The organism is Natronoflexus pectinivorans, assembly GCF_004345615.1.
Lineage (GTDB): Bacteria > Bacteroidota > Bacteroidia > Bacteroidales > Marinilabiliaceae > Natronoflexus > Natronoflexus pectinivorans.
Window position 1 is genome coordinate 68,984 of record NZ_SLWK01000013.1, and the last position, 20,469, is coordinate 89,452.

Genomic DNA, 20,469 nt, shown 5'->3' on the forward strand with positions numbered 1-20,469 from the left:
AACCTGATGAAGAGATATTTAAAACCTGCTATCATAACCGTATTATCGGTGTTGGTTGTTCTGTTTATAATTATCAGCGTTGCTTTATGGCTGGTGTTCACTCCCGAAAGGCTCACTCCCATTGTCAGAAAGCAAGCTGAAAAGCACTTGCCATATCATACTGAAATAGGGGAAGTGGAGCTCACCTTTTTCAGCACCTTTCCGCAATTTGGCTTAAGAATTAATGAACTGACCATTCTTAGTCCATTCAGTGGGGCTAAAAGTGACACACTCCTTCATGCAGGGCAGTTTACAGGTATTATAGACTTCTTAGCATGGTGGAAAAATGACCAGGTGATTATTGAAAAGGTCATTTTAAAAAATGGACTTGTCAACCTGTTTACAGACTCTACCGGCAATTCCAATTTTTCTCTGTTTCTCGACGAAACAGAGAAAACAGAAGATGAGTCCGATGAAAAAGTAAAAACTGATTCGGAATTTCCATTTGACCTCATCAACCTTAAAAGGGCCGACCTCGATAATCTGAACATCTACTATACCGATTTATCTGCAAATATCGTTACAGAAATCACCCAACTAACCACTTCCATTACAGGAAAAATGCAAGGAGACAACATATCGGGCTCCATCAACCTGAAAAATGCCAACTTTATTTTCCTATTGAATGATATGCTAACCGAGGTTGACAACTTAAAAACTTCGGGCAATTTTGATATTGAGGGTGATGAGATAACCGGAAATTTTGATATTAAAGATGGTGATGTTACCTATATCTATGATACCATGGAGGCCTTTGTGAAAAACATTTCAGGTTCGTTGGCAGGCACCATGCTTCCCGACCACATTGAAGGAAACATCAATATTTCTCAATCACAGGTTACATTTGGTTACGATGGCGAAACATACCTGAATAACGCATCCGTTATCATAAACGCTCCTTCGACTACATTCATTCCTTCTCGGGTATGGCTTAACCTAGATGATGCAACAGCTTCGGTAAACCAACTTGCAGCAAACTTATCCGGAACTCTGGAAGTTGATACAGTAGGTATCATTCATACAAACATGGGGTATCAGCTTGAAAATTGGCGAATCAGAGAAATCATAGCCATGGTTCCTCCGGCTTTCCATGAGTATTTGGAAGGAATAGAAATTGATGGTATAATAAGCTCCACCGGAATGATAACAGGCATTTACAGTGATTCGGTGATGCCGTTGATGGATATCAAACTGCAATTAACAAATGGAAGTTTTAACTATGCCGAGTATCCTTTGCCCATGAGAAATATGAACGGTGACGTTCATATTTTTACCGATTTGGCCGATGATGCAAAATCATTTGTGCGAATTAATCGCTTCAATGCCTCAACAGCAAACTCATCTTTTACTACATCTGGAGTAATAAACCGCTTGTTTTCAGACATCCATACCAATTTAAGCACCAGGGCTAATTTATGGATGGAAGAGTTTAATCATCTGATTCCGGAAGAGTTGAATACCAGCATGAAAGGCCGTTTGAACGGACGTGTCCGTTCAAACTTTAGCATGTCGCAAATGGAAAATATGGAACTTGAGAAAATGAGATTTTCAGGTTCTGCCACATTTACGGAATTTGAAATGGTTTACGATACCATTTCTTTAAAAACCAACGGTTCAAAACTGGATTTTACGCTTCCCAATCCAGATAAATCTGACCAAAACCCGGGTTTTGCGCAATTCAGATTCTCGGTATCAGAACTGTTTGCAAGCGTAAATGAAGATATGCATACCACCGTAAAAAACGGAGAACTCTTTCTTGAAACCTCCGATTTCAGAGACTCCACAAGAATTCCACAAGTTATATGCACCTTTAATTTGGAAGAGGTGTATGCCGAAATGGATACCATTCGCCTAACCATTCGCCAGCCAAACGGCAAGTTTTTGCTTGCTCCAATGGCCGGAAATCCTGAACAACCCGATATAGAACTATACTATAAAGGCGATTTCCTGGAACTGTTCGCCGGCGAAAACAACATCGAGATTGGGAAAGTTGATTTAAGAACCGGCATGCAACACGTTGCACCTGCGGAGGAAGATTTTTTCATGCAGTGGCTTATCAATGGATTTTTAGACATGAGCAATGCCAATTTTGCTTTGCATGCACTCTCCTACCCGGTTCAAATACCGGTGGTTAAAATGGACTTCGACCCTGAGAACTTCAATTTTAAAGAAGGGCGAATGATGATTGGAAACTCTGATTTTCATTTGTCCGGAGAGATGCGAAATATCCTATCATGGATAAGAGGTGACTCCATCCTTACCGGTAGATTTAACTTTGATTCAGACATTACGGATGTCACTCAACTCATGAGCCTGACCAGCGGATTGGGAATTGAAGAATCGGTTGAATCATTGAATGTAGAAACCAGTGCTGACCTTGCAGAAGATGGCGAATTTACAGGGCCTTACATGGTACCTCAGGGTGTGGATTTTATTTTGCAAAGCAACATCAGAAAAGCAACCTTTGGTGTTGATACAGCCAGAAATGTATTAGGTGAAGTAATTATAAATGATGGAATTCTGGTACTTCAGGATCTCACTTTTAGCACTTCAGCAGCAGAGATGCAGATGACATCAATTTACCGAACACCACGGAAGAACCATCTCTATCTGGGGCTTGATTTTCACATGTTGGATATTCAAATCAACGAACTGTTAAATTTGATTCCGGACATTGATACAATCATGCCAATGCTACGCTCATTTAAAGGAACCGGAGAATTTCATATAGCCGTAGAAACTTATATGGACTCAACATACACACTGAAAATGTCTACTCTCAGAGGGGCTTCATCGATAGTAGGGAACGATTTGGTTCTAATGGATGGAGAAACTTTTAGCAAAATAGCAAGAAGGCTTTGGTTCAGTAGGAAAGCCGAAAATAAAGTGGATACATTATCTGCTGAATTTACCATTTTTGAAGACCAGGTGGATATCTACCCGTTCCTAATTGTGATGGACAGATACGGTGCAGTTATATCGGGAAACCATAATCTTGATATGACTTTTGATTACCATATATCTTTGGTGAGGTCACCGCTGCCTTTCCGATTGGGATTGGATGTGAAAGGAACCCCTGACAGGATGCGCCGAAGATTGGCATGGCCACAGTACGGAAGATATTACAGACCTTCGTCACAAAGGCTGGTAGCCAACAAGCAACTTGAGTTGAGGGACATCATTCGTCAATCGTTATTACAAAATTTAAGAAGAAGAGAAGAGAGCCAGAATCAGGAATAAACTTTTTTTAGAGTGATTTTTTAAGAGGGGTGTCTGAAAACACCCCTCTTTTGTTGAAAAATGCTATTATGACCGATAAACAGGCAATAATTAACTCTCTTTTTCCTAAATCTTACAATAAAACATAAAATAAAAATCACTAAATATCGAAAACTATCACAAAAAGAGCGCAAAAATCTTCAATTTGTAATTCTCGTTAAATTTTGCGAAATTTGTGCTTCGTAATTAAAAAATGGAGCCGGAGAGAAGATACAAAACAGATTAATCTTTACTTTATCCGGAACCAAAAAACCATAAAAAACCAGGTATTATGAGTAAAATCAGAGTAGCAGTAGTAAGTTACGGAAACATTGGTAAATTTTCAGTAGAAGCCATACAGGCCGCACCCGATATGGAGTTGGCAGGTGTTGTACGTCGTGCAGGTTCTACCGGCAACAATCCTCCGGAGCTCGCTGATATAAAAGTAGTTTCAGATATTTCAGAATTAGGAAAAGTGGATGTGGCCGTTTTGTGCTCTCCAACCCGCAGCATTCCCCAGGTTGCCAAAGCCATTATGGAGAAAGGAATATGCACGGTTGACAGTTTCGATATCCATGGAGATGAGATGTTAAAATTGCGTTCCCTTTTGGATGAAACCGGAAAGAAGCACAATTCAAAGGCCATTATTTCAGCAGGATGGGATCCGGGAAGTGACTCGGTGGTTCGCACCCTACTGTTAGCCATGGCACCTAAAGGGCTTACCTACACCAACTTTGGTCCCGGAATGAGCATGGGACACTCAGTGGTGGCTAAGGGCAAAGATGGCGTAAAAGATGCACTTTCCATGACTATCCCAACCGGCACAGGAATTCACCGTCGCATGGTTTATGTTGAACTGGAAGCCGGTGCTGATGCAGATAAAGTTGCAAAAGACATTAAAGTCGACAGCTATTTCTGTAATGATGAAACACATGTGATTCCTGTCCCCAGTGTAGATGATTTAAAAGACATGGGACATGGCGTATTACTTGAACATAAAGGAGTTTCAGGTAAAACTCAGAATCAACTTTTCGAGTTTAAAATGAAGATAAATAATCCTGCCTTAACAGCTCAGATTCTGATTTCCTGTGCACGTGCCGCATTAAAACAGAAACCCGGAGCATACACCATGCCAGAAATTCCACCCATTGACTATTTGGTTGGAGATAAAGATGCTTTACTGAAGAAACTTGTTTAAACGGAAGAAAGCTTGTTGTGAATAAACCTTAAAAGGCGGCCTCGAAAGAGGCCGCCTTTTTTATGCTCATAATGTTGTAAACCTGAATCAATATCGTTTAGTTAAGACCTGACAGGTTTCGATATTCTTATTAGGACAGGATAATAAAATAAACAATATCAATTAGTTACCGGAAATAAACTGTCAGGTTATTTCGCTTAACTAAACGACATTCAATCCTGAATCACAAAAAAACATTGAAACCTGATTTATGTTTCCGTAAGTTAAACCTTAGGTTAATATCTGAACATAAACTTGAAACCCCTTGATTACCTACATTTTATTTTCAAGTCAGAATCGCAATATAAAGATTGAAACTTTCTATATGTCATGTACGTACCTAATGTTTAAATGAACTTTTTTCAGACAATAAAACGAATTATCATAGCCACTTATGCATAGGTAGAGTTTTTTTTGCGTTTTGTTATGAAATGTTAATTTAATTTCGTATTATTAAACTTGAATACCAGAAATATAATAGCATATGGTACCAATCAGAGTAAATTTGCTCATTTCATTAAAATATAAAAAGTAACATTTATAGAAACTGTAAACAACCTATGCTGCGCATTATTCTAACATACATAATTCTCATATTTTCATCACTTTGTTCCATCGCGCAGAACCAGAACAAACAGTTTATCCAGTTTACCACAGCAACAGGACTCTCCCACAGTCATGTGAGAGCCATTTACCAGGACAGGTTTGGATACATGTGGTTTGGCACGGGTGACGGACTTAACAGATTTGATGGACACAACTTTAGGGTATTTACGGCAGGATTAACACAATATGAAGGTCTCATTCATCCATCAATCAATGATATTTCAAAAAAGAACAAAGATGAGATGTGGATCTGTACATCTCTGGGAGTTTCCATCTATAATCTTAATACTGACGCTATTTATCCTTTCCACTATTTCCAAAATCAAAATATTGAACGCTCATTTACTGACTCAAAAAGCAATGTTTGGTTTGGATCGCAAAACGGCCTTTTTAAATACATCCCTGAAAAAGATACAATAATAACATTTACACATTCTGACTCACCCAAAAGTCTATCGCATAATCAGGTAAGATCTATTTTTGAAGATTCGTCAGGGAATCTATGGATCGGAACAAACAATGGTCTAAATCTTTATTTACCAGAAGAAAAATCATTTAAACGGTACGATACTGATTTTAAAGGAGAAGTCCGTGCAATTGTTGAAGATAAGAATAATAGACTATGGATTGGAGTTAGCAGAGATGGAGTATATGAGTTTAAGAATTACTTAGCATTTCCGGAGAATGGAACTTTCTCAAAACTAACAAATAGCAATGTTAATAAATTAATAATTAGAGATAACCAGTTATGGATTGGAAACAGTTCAGGTGGGAATGTTACAGTTGTTGACCTTAACTCTGTTACGAACAACAGAGAATCAATTAAATTTAGCACTTATGCTCATTATCCTCAAAACATGTGGGGGTTGAGTGATAACAATATTTCAAGCCTGTATAAAGACAGAAATGGAGACATCTGGATTGGAACCTATAGCGGGGGCGTAAATTTGTATAGTGCACGAATAAAGCAATTCAGGAATTACATCGTAAATCCGGTTCCGGGTATGTCAATCAGCAGCCATTTGATAACCTCATTTCTGGACGATGATGATTATTTATGGATTGGTACAGGAGCCGGCCTTGATAGACTAAAAAAGGCAACAGGCGAAATCAAAACATTTTACTCATCCTCCTATTCTTCCGGGACATTAAAAGGCGAAGGAGTTGTAGCTCTTTACCGTGACAGTAGGGAGAATTTTTGGGTAGGGACATGGAATGGTGGATTAAATCTGTTTAACCCCGATACAGAAGCTTTTAAAACATACGCACCATCAGAAAACCCCGGATCAATTTCAAGCCCACATGTATTTGCCATAAAGGAAGATCAAAACAATAATTTGTGGGTAGCAACTATACATGGAGGATTAAACCGGTTTGATTATGAAAATGAAAGCTTTGAGGTATATAGAAATAATCCTGATGATCCTTATTCATTACCCCACAATTCTGTAAATCATTTTTTTGAAGCATCAGATGGAACACTTATGCTAACCTGCTATTCAGCTTTTTCAATTTTTAATAAAGAATCGGGTACTTTCACTAATTTCATACACGATCCATCAGACCCTAAAAGTTTAAGAAGAGGTCAGACATTATTTGTTTTCGAAGACAGCAATAACAACATCTGGGTTGCCGGAAATCTGGGACTAAACTTGTTTAATAAAGAGGATCGTACATTTATCCACTACACCACCTATCATGGTTTGCCGAACAACACCATTCAGGGAATACTGGAAGACGATCATAAAAACCTATGGATAAGCACCAATAAGGGGATTGCGAAATTTATTAACGGTGCAGAAACACCTCAAAAACCCAACTTCAGATTATATGATCAGTTTGACGGACTCGCGGCCGATGATTTCAGACCAAGAGCGGCAAAAAGGGGGACAGATGGATATATGAATTTTGGAACCTCCAGAGGTTTTGTAAGATTTCACCCTGACCACATACATGACAATCCAATTCCACCCGAAATAATCATAACAGATTTTCAGGTTTTTGGAACTGATGAAACTGAGAATATTGAGGAGCAGCTAGGAAAAATTAATGTTAATAATATTGATGAAATCCGTCTCAAATATAGACAAAACAACATAACTATCTTTTATTCGGCCATTAATTATCTGAATCCACAAAAAAACAGATATAAGTATCAACTAGAAGGGTATGAAAGCCAATGGCACGAAGTTGAAAACAGACGCTTTGCAACCTATACAAACCTTAGCCCTGGAAGATATACATTTAAAGTTGCCGGAACAAATAATGATGGGATTTGGAGTCTGGAACCAAAAGAATTGAAAATCGTCATCATACCGCCCTGGTGGCAAACGCCAATATTTAGAATTGCGACAATACTCTTTATTCTGCTGTGTGTATATCTTGGAATCCAGTACAGGTTTAGGGCTATTAGACGCAGAAACATGGAACTGGAAGAGAGTGTGGCAAAACGAACTCAGGAACTCTCTGAAACAAATGCCTTACTGGAAGAGTCAAAAGAAGAGATTACATGCCAGAACTATGAATTAGAACGTCATCGAAACCAACTGGAAGATTTAGTTACCGAAAGAACGAAAGAGCTAATTAAGGCCAAAGAACAAGCTGAAATCTCGGACAAATTAAAAACAGCCTTTCTGGCGAATCTGAGCCATGAATTGCGTACTCCCATGAATGCCATCGTTGGTTTTTCCAATCTTCTGGTTCAGCCTGATCTGGACAATGAAGAGAAAAATTCTTACATCCAGATGATTAACACCAATACAGATACCTTGTTAACTTTAATAAATGACATCCTTGATATTTCTATGATTGAGACCAATCAGTTCAGCCTGACCAAACAATGGTTTTCCGTAAGACAAATAATGGAAGAACTGATTGCCTATTTCAACATGAAGAGTGAAAAGGAGATTGAATTAAAAGTCATTCAGGATAACTCGTCAACTGATTTAGAACTGTTTAACGATCCTATCCGGATAAAACAAGTGCTATCTAATCTGCTTACAAATGCAATTAAATTTACCAATGAAGGTTATGTTCATTTTGGTTGGAAAACAGAAAACAACAGCGTTACATTTTTTGTAAAAGATACCGGAATTGGCATAGAAAAAGAAGAAATACCAAAGATTTTTAAATCGTTTTACAAAATTGAAAAAGACACTTCGGTACTATATCGTGGAACCGGACTCGGACTTGCACTTAGTAATAAAATTCTGAATCAGATGGGCAGCACCATTGAGGTTGAATCTGAACCGGGAAAAGGATCGATGTTTTATTTCTCTTTACCGTTGATGCCTGATAAGGATTCTTAAATAAAATGACCAATATCCATTGATGGTTTTGGAAGAATGATTCAAATTTTCAGCATACAATAAGGAATTATGGTAATCCTCATAATATTTGATTTTGGAAAAGAATCCTCTGATGTTGGTGAATAAACTTATCTGACAATCTTTCAAATTCATTATCTTTGTCATTGTCAGAAGAGTATTCAACCATATCAAGAAAGATTTATGAACACCATATTAATAATCGGGGTTGTTCAGGGTATATTCCTTGCTCTATTAATCCTTACAAAAAAGAAAAAAAACATCTCGGATTATTTGCTTTCATTAAACTTCCTGATATTCGCTACAACCACCTTTCTCAGTTTCATGGAGCTTTACAACCGACAGAATGGTTATCCATATCCGGCTTTTTTAAACAGTTCACCCACCGTGATTTTTCTTCACGGCCCGGTCATCTGGTTTTATGTAAAATCACTAACTACGAAAAACTTCAAGTTTAGTAAAATCGATATTCTTCATTTAATTCCCTTTTTTATTGTTTCAATTCTATTATTCTCAGGTCAATTTTTATATCCCGTTGAAACAAGAATTGAAATCGATATCAACCAGTCTTTTAAAGAAAGATTAATCTATCCGGTAGTTATTGCAGGGATAGCTGTGTCATCACACAGCTATATATTTGTCGCAATATGTAGAATCAAAAAGTATAAAGACGAAATAAAGAGTTATTTTTCAGAAATATCAGGAATTGGTCTGGACTGGTTGAAGTTTCTACTCTATACAGCAGTTGTGCTTTATGCATTTAATAGCCTTACCTACACATTAGATTACATTTGGCATTTATTGCCATACAGTTTTATGCAATCATTGGCACATGCTATGGCATCATTCTATGTGCTTACATTGGCTTTTTTTGGCCTCAGGCAGGAAAATGTTTTCATCAGTATGCCTGTTAAGATGAATTTAGATAAAAGGCAACAATCACCTTCTTTGAATATGAATCCAAATAGCAAAGATTCGACCTTTATAAACGATTTGCTGCATTATATGCAGCAAAACAAACCTCACCTAGATCAAAGCATTACCATTGCCGGATTAAGCGGGCAGCTAAATACTTCTCCTGAGTATTTGTCATCCATATTGAATGTACAATTAAACAAGAGTTTCTTTGATTTTATCAACCACTACCGAATTAAAGAGTTCAAACAAAAGTGTAAAGATCCCCAAAACAAAGATTATACTCTTATCAGCATTGCCCTTGATTGTGGATTCAGTTCTAAAGCTACATTTAATCGCGTGTTTAAAAACATGACGGGTTATACTCCAAGTCAGTATTTACAGAAAGTATCAAAAAACTGAGACCTCATTTTTTGCTGTTTCAGGCAAATTGAGACCTCATTTCGAAAAAATGAGTCTCTCAATTACACACCAATACATTTCTTTGCATGGTAATTATAAAACACACTTTATCATGCTAAAAAAATACTTAAAACTGACATTATTAACAGCACCCTTTTTTCTTGGATGTGCCACTCATCGTGAAACCTCTGCAACAGACCACCAAAAGTTGATATTCCGACTGCAGGCAGGTATCAACAAAGGTGGAATTGTAGAAAATACTCAATTGGATGTAGTTCCCGGTAGTCCTGTCGATGGTTTCTCAGGTGCAACAAACAGAGGCTTCAATGTAGGAGCCAGAATATTAAAACCCATTGGCTATAATGCACTGGAAACAGGGCTCGATTTTATGGTGAACAGTCAGGAATTCAGCTACAGAGATGAGACCAATCAATTCTTCGGCAACAGAGAGGTTTCTCTGGTTCAATATATGGTTCCGGTACTTTGGAATTTTGGAATCGTAAGAAAACACCATGAACAAGGGCTGTTTCAAATAAAAATTGGACCGGTTGTGCAATATAATCTTCTCCACTTCACACATCAGGGGCAACTGCCCGAGTATTCATACAACTCTGTTTCAGCAGGTATATCTCTTGGTGCTTCATCAACCCCCTTTAGATTTCAGAACGGAAACAGTCTGGGGTGGTTTATTGAAGGGTACCGTGGGAGCCAAATCTATGAAGACTTTTATAATCAAAAGTCATTTGATATGCCCGGATCCAGTTATGCCAAATTCGGAATAATTTATCAGTTTAATCCTTTCTAATTATTGGAAATATGAAACGAGTCCCGATACATCGGGACTCGTTCTCCTGAAGTTTTGAGAGTCATTGAAAAACAAATTATAGAGTATATGAAAACCGCAATAATCTATGAATCGAAACACGGAACCACTGCCAATGTGGCTCAAGCAATTTCTGATGGCATTAACGATTCCGTAACTGAGCTCATAAACTTAGCAAAAAATGAGAAAACAGACCTTACACAATATGACCTTATTGTTTTAGGTGCATCTATACATGCCGGTAAAATAGGGAAAAACATGAAGAAGTTTATAAATAAAAACATCATCACACTGCTTGAGAAACCAATAGCCTTGTTTATTTGTTTCATGAATGATATCGAAAAAGAGTTACAATTCGCTAACGCATTTCCGGAATTATTGAGAAATCATGCATTTGCCTCCTGCTATGCAGGAGGTGAATTTAAACTTGAGAAAATGAATTTCATCGAGAAAATCATTATAAAAAGAATAACAGGAATAAGATACTCTGTTTCGAACATAAATTATGATCAAATAGACCAACTCATATCCCGAATTTCAGCTAACATTCTTACAAACTATCACTCATAATCCAAACACTACCAGAGACATGAATACAACCAACCTTTTTTGTGCATTAAGAGTTATGATGCGGATACTTCGTTTATGGTTTTGCTATATATCTTTTAAGATCACAATAGCCTCAAAAAAACTCTGTTTTTTTTCTTAAAAAAGCAGATATATTACCTGGTTTTAGAATATTTTTCTATATTTGCACACCGAAAACGAGACGGTCCGGTAGCTCAGTTGGATAGAGCAACAGCCTTCTAAGCTGTGGGTCACAGGTTCGAATCCTGTCCGGATCACCATTCACAATCCCAAATATATTCAAACCGTTGTAAATCGATTGATTTACAACGGTTTTTGTTTTTAGGGGGTATTCATAATACACCATATTATATCATAATGCTGGTGAACAAATTGGTGAACAATCCAAATTTCTGGGGAGCAATAATAATTAAGGATATCTCATTTCGTTCCATAAAAAAAGACTCTCATTTTCATGAAAGTCTTTTTTGCGGAGAGAGAGGGATTCGAACCCCCGGACCCGTGAAGGTCAACGGTTTTCAAGACCGCCGCATTCGACCACTCTGCCATCTCTCCCTCATTGCGGTTGCAAAAATAGGGGTTTAATTTTATTTGCAAAACAAATTGGGAAAATATTTTCACCAATTTGAGATTTTTTGCCTGAACGGACATTAATTAGTTTATGGTTGTTTGGTTTATGGTTTACGGTTTTCTGGATAAACTATCAACTCTGATCCCAAAACCCAAAACCCTCAACTTGTCAACCCTTAATAAGTTCTTGTGCAATGGTGGTGCCTTGTTTTATTCTGTCTGCCATTCCTATTCCATCTCGGATGTTTCCGGCAAGTATTAAACCCGGGAAACGGGACTCTATTTTTGCTATGGTACTAAGTCTTTCGCCTGTATTAATTTCGTATTGAGGGATGGCGTGGTTGTGGCGGAAAATTTTAAACAGATCCGGTTCATCGTCACTGGGTATAAGCATCATGCACCGAAGTTCTTCCATTACCATCGCTTTTATAATGGAATCGTCGAGATGTAGAATTTCCGGGTTTCTTACTCCTCCCATAAATACCGATAAAAGGGCTCCATCCTCAGGTGCACGTCCTTTCAGGAAGGCGGAAGGGAATAGAATTCCCAGAATTTTTCTGTTTTCTTTGTGAGGAATAAGTCCACCAAAAGCTTTAAGAGGCAATCCTCTCCACTTTTTAAAACCAATGGCCACCTGAATGACTTTGGCGTAATTCAGGTTGTTAATGGATTCCTTCTCTTGCTGGTTGAGGAATGGCAGAAGGCTATCAATTTCGTTTGCGCCTGTGGTTGTAATCACCACGTTATTGTTAATTTGATGGGTTTGACCTTCACGGGCGTATGATATCGAGTATTCGTCTCCTTTAGGATAAATGGTAATTCTACGGCAGTTGAAAACGAAATTTTCAATACCTACCTGTTCGGTGAGTGTGTAAACTAGATTATCTAGTCCTCCTGTTACCGAAAACATTTGCCGGGTAACTTTTTGCTGCTCCGGAGATTTGCGCTCTTTATGCTTTTTTATGCTCCCTTTTATAAAGCTGCCATATTCCTGTTCAAGGTTATAAAGCTTAGGAAAAGCATATCGCGTGACAAGTTGAGCTGGGTCTCCAGCATAAACACCTAAGATGAATGGGTCGATGGCATAATTTAAAAAGGAGTTTCCCATTCGCCGCCTCACTAGTCCTTCAAGCGTTTCGTCCGGGTTCCTGCCTTTTTTTCTGAATGGTTCCAGAAGAATTCTAAATTTGTCGCGCCATTTGAACAGAGGAGTTCTGATTCCCTCTTTTAAACAATGAGGGAGGGCATACCATCTGCATCCTTTCCAGATTAACCTGCGTTTTGCTTCTTCATTGACAGGCTCAAATTTAAAATCCGGTTCAAGGCGGGCAAAAAGATCCGCAACCTCACTGTTTGTAATAATTCCAGTGTTTGGGCCACTTTCGAAAATGAACCCGTTTTCACGGTGGGTTTGTATGGAACCTCCTGTTCTGGCCGACCTCTCAAGTATGGTGACTTGCCATCCGGCTTTTTTCAGATAAAAGGCTGTTGTTAATCCTGTGAGTCCTGCTCCTATGATGACAGCTGACCGGGTACTCATATTGCTGATGTTCTGTTTCAATGTATAAATAATGTCAAAAATGAAGTTAAATGCTTTTGGAAAATTGTCCGGGGCCTGTCTTTAGCTTTGGGTCGAAGGCCGAAGCTATATTACGGGTAAAAAACCGGCCTGCGTCTGTAATTTCCAAGGCATCATCTATATTAATCAACAAATCATCGGCAATAAAAGTTTTAATTTTTTCTTCAGAAAATGCGGTAGCCTTTTTCAGGTCATCAACTTGACAGTTGAGCCTCAATGCAAGTTCTTCCCAGTTGAGGTAGTTATTACACATCAATTCGAGTATGACTTCCCGGGTTAGTTTCTCTTCATCGGTAATGACATATCCTTTTTCTGTAGCAGGAATGCCATTGTTGATGGCTTCCATGTATGCATTTATTTTTTTGGTGTTTTGTGCGTAGGCATTACTTAACTGACTAATGCCTGACATCCCGAAAGCATAAACCTGTCCTGTTGTCGATTTGGTGCAATATCCCTGGAAATTTCGATGTAGTTGATGATTTTTTAATGCCACACTCAGTTCATCATCGGGTTTAGCATAATGGTCGAAACCAATTGGAATGTATCCGTTCTGGGAAATTGTTTCGTAACTGGAAAGGTACATGGCAGTTTTTTCTTCGGGAGATGGAAGTCCGGTTTTTTCCAGTGTTTTTTGATGCGGTTTTACCCACGGAACGTGTGCATAAGAAAAGGTCACCAGTCTGTCGGGTTGCAGTTTTACTGCTTGTTGTATGGTTTTATTAAAGCCTTCTAAGGTTTGCAGCGGCAATCCATAGATAAAATCCAGATTAAGAGGAATTTCTCTCTCCTTAATATATTGAACAATCTCTTCGATGGGAATGGCCGGTGGCATTCGATGAACTGCTTTAAGTACCTCACTGTTAAAATCCTGTATTCCAAGGCTGATTCTGTTGAATCCCATGCTGAAAAGGTTACTGAGATATTCTATATCGATGTGTGCAGGATGACATTCCATGGCGATTTCGGTTTCTTTCGAAACCGAAAATTTTTCATGAATTAATTCCATAATTGATCCCACATCGGCTGTTGACAGCACATTTGGTGTACCGCCTCCCCAATGAATTTGTGTGACCGGCCTTTCTTTGTCGAGCCATTTGCTTACCATTTCAATCTCTTTTTTTAGAGCTTCCAGGTATTGGGTCATCAATTCCTGCTTGTTGGTAATTAATGTGTTGCAGCCGCAGTAGAGACAAAGCCTGGTGCAAAAAGGGATGTGCAGGTACAGCGAAATGGCTCGTGGCTCCTCAAGGTTTGACGCTTCAGCCATTCGAATATAGTCGTTTGGAGTAAAACCATCATGAAACACCGTAGCCGGCGGATAACTTGTATAACGGGGGATGGGTTGATTGTATTTCTCTATGAGGGATTGACTAATCATATTTATCTATTTCAGAAAATTTTCAACAACCGGCAAATTTAAACTATTTAATTCATGTTTATAGTTATATTGTTTGTGGTTTATGGTTTAAAAACTAAACTATAAAACCTAAACTAAAAATAACTCCTTTCACTCTGCCCTGTAAACCGGCACCACTTCCATATTTTTTTCCTGAAAGCGTTCTTTAACTTCGCTGTAGTTTCTGGTAAAGCCGAGAACAAATCCGCCGCCTCCTGAGCCACAAAGTTTTAGAAGGTATTTTTGGGTGCTGATGCCATATATCCATTCCATTTCTACAATTGGAGGAATCATCTCCTTAAAATGTGTGGCCTGAAATTGTGAGAGTTCACTCAGCGATTCGGTGAACTGGTCGAGTTCTCCGTAAATCAGATGTTTGATGCATTTATTGTTCAGGGGAGTGTATTGGTTTTGCATTAAATCCTTAAAATCAGAATTTTCTAATTGCGACATGAAACGCTCAACCAGAGGTGCCGTTTTGCCAGGTTTACCACTGTTAACCAAAAAGATAGCATCTTCGTTTGTTAAATTATAACGCGGAATTCCAATGGGTTTTATGCTGGTGTCGTTATTCAACAGCAACGGGTGTTTCATGTAACAGATTAACGGGTCAATGCCGGAACTGGTTCCATGAAACCATGTTTCCAGGGTTGCAAGCTCCTTTTTCAGTTTTAGCAGCTGATTGTGAGTGGTTGCTCTTCGAGGGTTCTGATTATCGGTTTTATATTTGTGGTACAAAGCAGCCACCAGCGCACCACTGCTGCCAAGTCCGTATCCTTCGGGAATGGTACTTTCAAAATAAAGTCCGTTGGCGATGTCTTTTTTCATGCGCTTGTTGTCAAAGTTATCAGGTAGTGACCCTTTGCTTTCAAGTTTATCAATGTATTCGGAATACTCTGAGAGCAACAGATTGCTGCGCTTTGCAAAGTCCAGATCTGTATATCTGTTTTTGTTGATAAAACCCAATGAACCATTAAAATGCGCATATGGAATGGTCAAGCCCATAGAGCCTAAAATAATGCTGTATTCTCCAAACAACATTATTTTGGAGTGGAAGGTATCGTTGTATCCGTTTGTTTGTGTTGACATGTCAAATCGTGTTATTAATGGATTGGATGTTTATGGGACCATCTCCAACGGAATCATATATGATTTGTTGGTTTTGACAAAGCGGCTTAAGGTTTTCTTCAATCCATGATTCAACCTTCGAAACCTCTGATGCGGGATAAAGAACATGAAGGTTTGGACCTGCATCCATACTGAACCCTATTTTTAGGTTTTCATCTGTGCGTGCTTGTCTGATTAACCGGATGGCTTGCAATGAGTTTGGTTCCATCAATGTGTAGGATGGTGAAGAGTTTAACATCAATCCATGCAGTGTAAGTGCTTCATTTTCGGCAGTTTCAATAAACCCATCCCAGTCGCCTGTTTTAAGAATCTCAAGCAATATTCCGGTGTGGTTAAAAGCTTGTTCAACTCTTGCTTCTCTGTATGGATGTTGATTCATTAACTGATGGCCTTGTGAGCTGCTTACACTTTTGGAGCCGCTGTTGATAATGAGTATGGCGTTTTTTAAGTCCTGAAAAACGGGGGAAACCACGTTTTTCGGAATTGGAACAGCATAGGTATCGGAACTCTCTTTCACTTCATCAAATTTTCCCCACAAACTCCATCCTCCAAAAACAGAGCGGCATGCGCTTCCTGAACCAAATCTGCTCAAACCCGAAGCCATGGTTAAATCAACCGATTCAGGAGATTTTCCAATGGATAAGTTATGCAATGACAAAAGACAAAGCGCAAGGGCACTCATGCTGCTTGCCGATGAGGCTATACCGGATGAGTGTGGGAAAGTGTTGCTGCTTTCTATGGTTAAATGGTGGTTTCTGATAAATGGCAAATGGTGTTGAGCCTGTTTTAGAAATGTTTCAATTTTTGGGTGAAACGCAGGATTGAAAACACCGTTTAACGAAAAAGTAAATCCACCTTTTTCTAAAGGGGTAGCCGTTACACGCGTGATGGTAACGGAGTTTTTCAAAGAAAAACTCACGCTGGGATTAATGGGTTCCTGCACGTTTCGTTTTCCCCAATATTTTACAATGGCCAGATTTGACGGACTTCTCCATTCGGTGGAAGCATTTATTTGAGAAACTTTGGTCATTTAGTTACAGATAAACAGTTTAATCTTTATTGTATGAAGATTAAACAACGATTCGGAACTTTTTGTTTAGTGGAGTTTTTGGTCTGATTTTGTCATGATGTCATTTAACCTGAATGATGTTTGATAACCTTTCCGGGAAAACCATTTAGCCGAAGAGCTAAATGGTTCATCACTAATAAACAAAGCAAAATCGCCTCCCCATGCGCCAAGGGATTTCATGGTCCCGTTGAATTCGGGAAACAAACTCCTTTTTACGGAAGTAAGGCCTGTTACTTTACTGATTATCTCTTCATGGGTGTTAAGCAGTTCGCAGAACTGCTTAATTTCAGACACTTTCACAATCTCTTCCGATATTTTTGAAATCTCTTCAATATCTTTAAATACCGGCACTTGCATTTCCTTGAATCTCACAATTTCTACCGATGAGGTTTGTTTTTTATTGAGCCATACAACACCTATTTGCTCCATGAAAGGTGGTGAGAACTGCACCGGGGAAATTGTTGGTTGATGGTTGGCATCAATCCTAAAAAATAGAGGCTGATGAGAAATGGCACAGGCCAAATCGTACCCCGAACCACCAAAGGTTTGTTGAAGAATTTGGTATGCATCAGTTTCCAACCATTGCGATAAAAGGGAAATGAGCGTGGAGCTGCTTCCCCATCCCCAATCGGGTTGAAACTCAAGTTGCGTGGTGATGCTTTGATTGACTATTTTTTTCTTAGCAGCGGGATTAAGCCTGGTGATGGCTTCAAAAATCGATTTGAGTTTTTCTGCATGCGCAGAACTGGTTGTTTTTATGATGTTCAGATTTTTGTCGAATTCCGATTCAAACCAAAGACCTTCAGGAGTCATGGCTTTCCAGATGAATCCGTTGGATTCATCCTCTTCAATTTTCATGCTTTGTCCCTTTTTTAAAGGTACGGCTAAAGCCTTGGCTCCATTCAACACCAAGTATTCACCGGTAATCAGCAATTTCCCGTTTGCGTGAAAATACATGTTAAGTTCTGTTTAGCAGATTCTTTACGGCGTTAACACTCACCGTGTTATTGGCAAAGTATTCATTGGCAAGCTCTTTTTCTTCTGTGGTGGCATTAAGTGAGTTAAGAATGTTTGAAAGATGCAGTTTCATGTGTCCTTTTTGAATGCCGGTGGTCACCAGTGAAGCCACTGCTGAAAAATTATTGGCTAAGCCTGCAGCGGCAGCCACAGACATTAACTCTTCGGCATTGGGGTGTTGCAGAATTTTCATGGCTTCAGATGCCATGGGGTGGAGGTTGGTCAATCCTCCCACAGTGCCAATGGCCAGAGGGATGGTCAGTTTGAATTGAAAAACCCCGTCGCTGGTGATGTTGCAATGTGACAGAGAACGGTATTGCCCGTCCAAAGACGCAAAGGCATGACCGGCAGCTTCCACTGCACGGAAATCGTTTCCTGTGGCCAGAATAACGGCATCAACGCCATTGTAAATTCCTTTGTTGTGCGTTACGGCTCTGTGCGGATTACAACGAGCAATATCTACCGCCAGTTTGAATTTTTCTGCAAATTCTGCTGCCGGCAGGTTTCCTGCAAATGGTTGTAACTGCTCAGTTTTACACTTTACCGAACAGGTAACCAGGCACTCAGGGGTATGATTTGATAGAATGGCCATGATGATTTCCGGATTTTTCATCTCGTTGGAGATGAAGAAGTTGCAAAGAGGTTCTTTCATCGCTTCCAGGCAAGAATTGATAAAATTGGCTCCCATGCTGTCGGCTGTTTTAAACTGAACCAAAAGCTGGAACACATCCGGGAGTTCAGTTTGCTGAAGGAATTCCATTTTCACTATTCCTCCCCCTCGCTTTTCCATCGAATTTGAAATATGCGACACCGAATCCCTGAGAATTTTATCTGCTGATTGCTGTTTCGATTTCAGGAGTTGATAATCACCCTGCCATTTGAACCAAATGTGCCCTGTTTTTATGGTGTTGTGAATGGTTGTTGTAAAACCCCCGATATCTGCCCAAAATGCTGCAGACCGCGATGCTGCTGCCACCACCGAACTCTCTTCAATCACCATGGGAACCATGTACATGCGATTGTTGATGAGGAAGTTGGGTGCTACGCCAAACGGCAAGTAAAAATTGGTAATGGTGTTTTCCGAAAAATCATCGAACAGCTCCTGTTTCTCGGGATGCCGGAACGATGCCAGTGTTTTCTTAAAATCGGGATTCAGATGGAGTGATTTGGATATTTGGTCTATCTTCTCACTTCTCGATAGTTTTGAAAATCCTTTTATTCGTTCCATACCACAAATCAATAGAATATGAGATTTTTAATAATAAAGATGTTAAACGTAATCATGTTCGAGTGAATATTGACTGATTATCTAACAGCTACTTCAACATAAGGTATTGCTCTGCAATCAGGATACTCTGTTTTATTTGTTGCACATACTGTTTTAGAGAGGAATAGTCTTCGGTTGAATGTTTCAAAAATGCGGAGCCCATACCTAAAACCGCGGGAAGTTTACATTTTTTTGCCAAAAAATGCCCTTGTAAAACATCTGTGATTCCTCCCGAAACAATAATCTGTCTGCATTTTATTTCATGGTTGCTTGCCACAATTTCATCAACGATTTGGGTCATCTCCTCCGCTGTATGTCCCACGTTTTTAAAGGAATCAAAAACCGATACGTCATGGTTCTGATGTCGTAAGAGTTCAAGTTTGGTAAAGTTGGTGCCACCAAGAGCACCAAACTCAATGGCTTCAAGAGGGAGCTTCAGCAATGCCCTGAGACTTTCCGGACCCATTCCCTGCCCCACTTCTTTAACAATCAATCGCACCGAACTGTTTTCCAAAAAAGCCTGTATGGTTTCAATGGGAGGGACTGAAAACCGGTCTCCTTCGGGTTGAAATGCTTCCTGAAGCGGGTTCACGTGTATGATGATGCCATCAGTTCTGAGCATATGTATGAGTTCATCAACCTTATCCAGCGATTTTGAGCTAATGAGATTCTCAACCTGAGCCACACCCAGATTGGCATATAAAGGCGCATCGTCTCCAATGATGTCTCTGATGTCGAAATCAGATAAAAATTTATCATCATCCAGTAATGCGCGACAGGAACCAAGTCCCATACCCATGCCAAACTCTGCACACGCTTTTGCCAGATTCCGGTTGATGATGCCAGCCATGGCGGTTCCTCCAGTCATGCTCGATACCCATACAGGTAATTGCATCGTTTTTCCTGCAAAACCGAACGGTAGCATATTGTCTGACGGATGTGCCGCCAGCAAAGGTTCGTAATTATATGGTTTGTTGGCACCGTCTGGTTCAACACGCGACTGAAATGCCAAATTTATATGGTCTCTTTTTCGTTCTTCCATTTATTTTGATGTTTTTAGGCGGTTCGATTTTATGGTTCTTAGTTTGTAATAGGGTTGATAGTCTATTGTTGATGGTTAATGGTTCTGAGTTTATTGTTGATGGTTTATGGTTTGTCTTTTCATAATAGAGGTTGACAAGATTTTACAAGATCCAACTACCTGTTGAAAACTTTAATTATCTACCTTAATTTTTATTTCAATATTTAC

13 protein-coding genes and 2 tRNA genes are annotated in these 20,469 nt (G+C 39.2%); 7 read left to right on the forward strand and 8 right to left on the reverse strand.

Going from position 1 to position 20,469, the window contains the following annotated elements; translation table 11 throughout:
- Positions 1 to 6: 6 nt before the first annotated feature.
- The 7 genes from EV194_RS14255 (at position 7) to EV194_RS14285 (ending at position 11,454) form a co-directional block, all read left to right on the forward strand.
- Positions 7 to 3,279 (forward strand): AsmA-like C-terminal region-containing protein, encoded by a 3,273-nt coding sequence (locus EV194_RS14255; protein ID WP_132434745.1) that lies wholly within the window; start codon positions 7 to 9, stop codon positions 3,277 to 3,279.
- A gap of 310 nt (positions 3,280 to 3,589) precedes the next feature.
- A complete protein-coding gene (locus EV194_RS14260) occupies positions 3,590 to 4,495 on the forward strand; it encodes a diaminopimelate dehydrogenase (RefSeq protein WP_132434747.1) in 906 nt (301 codons plus the stop codon).
- Between the two features lie 599 nt (positions 4,496 to 5,094).
- Positions 5,095 to 8,448: a ligand-binding sensor domain-containing protein gene (locus tag EV194_RS14265; RefSeq protein WP_132434749.1), complete on the forward strand. Its 3,354-nt coding sequence runs from the start codon at positions 5,095 to 5,097 to the stop codon at positions 8,446 to 8,448.
- Positions 8,449 to 8,649: 201 nt separating this feature from the next.
- Entirely contained in the window at positions 8,650 to 9,783 is a 1,134-nt protein-coding gene (locus EV194_RS14270; RefSeq protein ID WP_132434751.1) for a helix-turn-helix domain-containing protein, read from the forward strand.
- A 112-nt stretch (positions 9,784 to 9,895) separates the two neighbouring features.
- On the forward strand, positions 9,896 to 10,588 hold the full coding sequence (locus EV194_RS14275) for a hypothetical protein (protein ID WP_132434753.1): 693 nt from the start codon (positions 9,896 to 9,898) through the stop codon (positions 10,586 to 10,588).
- Between the two features lie 87 nt (positions 10,589 to 10,675).
- Positions 10,676 to 11,176 carry a flavodoxin domain-containing protein gene (locus tag EV194_RS14280; protein WP_132434755.1) on the forward strand — a complete coding sequence of 167 codons (501 nt, stop codon included), beginning with the start codon at positions 10,676 to 10,678 and terminating at the stop codon, positions 11,174 to 11,176.
- Positions 11,177 to 11,377: 201 nt separating this feature from the next.
- Positions 11,378 to 11,454, forward strand: a tRNA-Arg gene (locus tag EV194_RS14285).
- 210 nt (positions 11,455 to 11,664) lie between these two features.
- Here EV194_RS14285 and EV194_RS14290 read toward each other — a convergent pair.
- The 8 genes from EV194_RS14290 to EV194_RS14325 form a co-directional block, all read right to left on the reverse strand.
- Positions 11,665 to 11,749 (reverse strand) — tRNA-Ser (locus tag EV194_RS14290).
- 184 nt (positions 11,750 to 11,933) lie between these two features.
- Positions 11,934 to 13,304: a protoporphyrinogen oxidase gene (gene hemG, locus EV194_RS14295; protein ID WP_132434757.1), complete on the reverse strand. Its 1,371-nt coding sequence runs from the start codon at positions 13,302 to 13,304 to the stop codon at positions 11,934 to 11,936.
- Positions 13,305 to 13,350: 46 nt separating this feature from the next.
- Complete coding sequence (hemN, locus tag EV194_RS14300; RefSeq protein WP_132434759.1) at positions 13,351 to 14,721, reverse strand: oxygen-independent coproporphyrinogen III oxidase; 1,371 nt, start codon at positions 14,719 to 14,721, stop codon at positions 13,351 to 13,353.
- Between the two features lie 129 nt (positions 14,722 to 14,850).
- Complete coding sequence (locus tag EV194_RS14305; protein WP_132434761.1) at positions 14,851 to 15,828, reverse strand: mevalonate kinase family protein; 978 nt, start codon at positions 15,826 to 15,828, stop codon at positions 14,851 to 14,853.
- Position 15,829: 1 nt separating this feature from the next.
- Positions 15,830 to 16,897: a diphosphomevalonate decarboxylase gene (mvaD, locus tag EV194_RS14310; protein ID WP_132434763.1), complete on the reverse strand. Its 1,068-nt coding sequence runs from the start codon at positions 16,895 to 16,897 to the stop codon at positions 15,830 to 15,832.
- Between the two features lie 66 nt (positions 16,898 to 16,963).
- The gene (locus tag EV194_RS14315; RefSeq protein WP_132434765.1) at positions 16,964 to 17,893 is read right to left on the reverse strand and encodes a GYDIA family GHMP kinase; all 930 of its coding nucleotides are present in this window, start codon (positions 17,891 to 17,893) and stop codon (positions 16,964 to 16,966) included.
- 1 nt (position 17,894) lies between these two features.
- On the reverse strand, positions 17,895 to 19,181 hold the full coding sequence (locus EV194_RS14320; protein WP_132434767.1) for a hydroxymethylglutaryl-CoA reductase: 1,287 nt from the start codon (positions 19,179 to 19,181) through the stop codon (positions 17,895 to 17,897).
- Between the two features lie 88 nt (positions 19,182 to 19,269).
- Complete coding sequence (locus EV194_RS14325; RefSeq protein ID WP_132434769.1) at positions 19,270 to 20,262, reverse strand: beta/alpha barrel domain-containing protein; 993 nt, start codon at positions 20,260 to 20,262, stop codon at positions 19,270 to 19,272.
- Between the last annotated feature and the right edge of the window lie 207 nt (positions 20,263 to 20,469).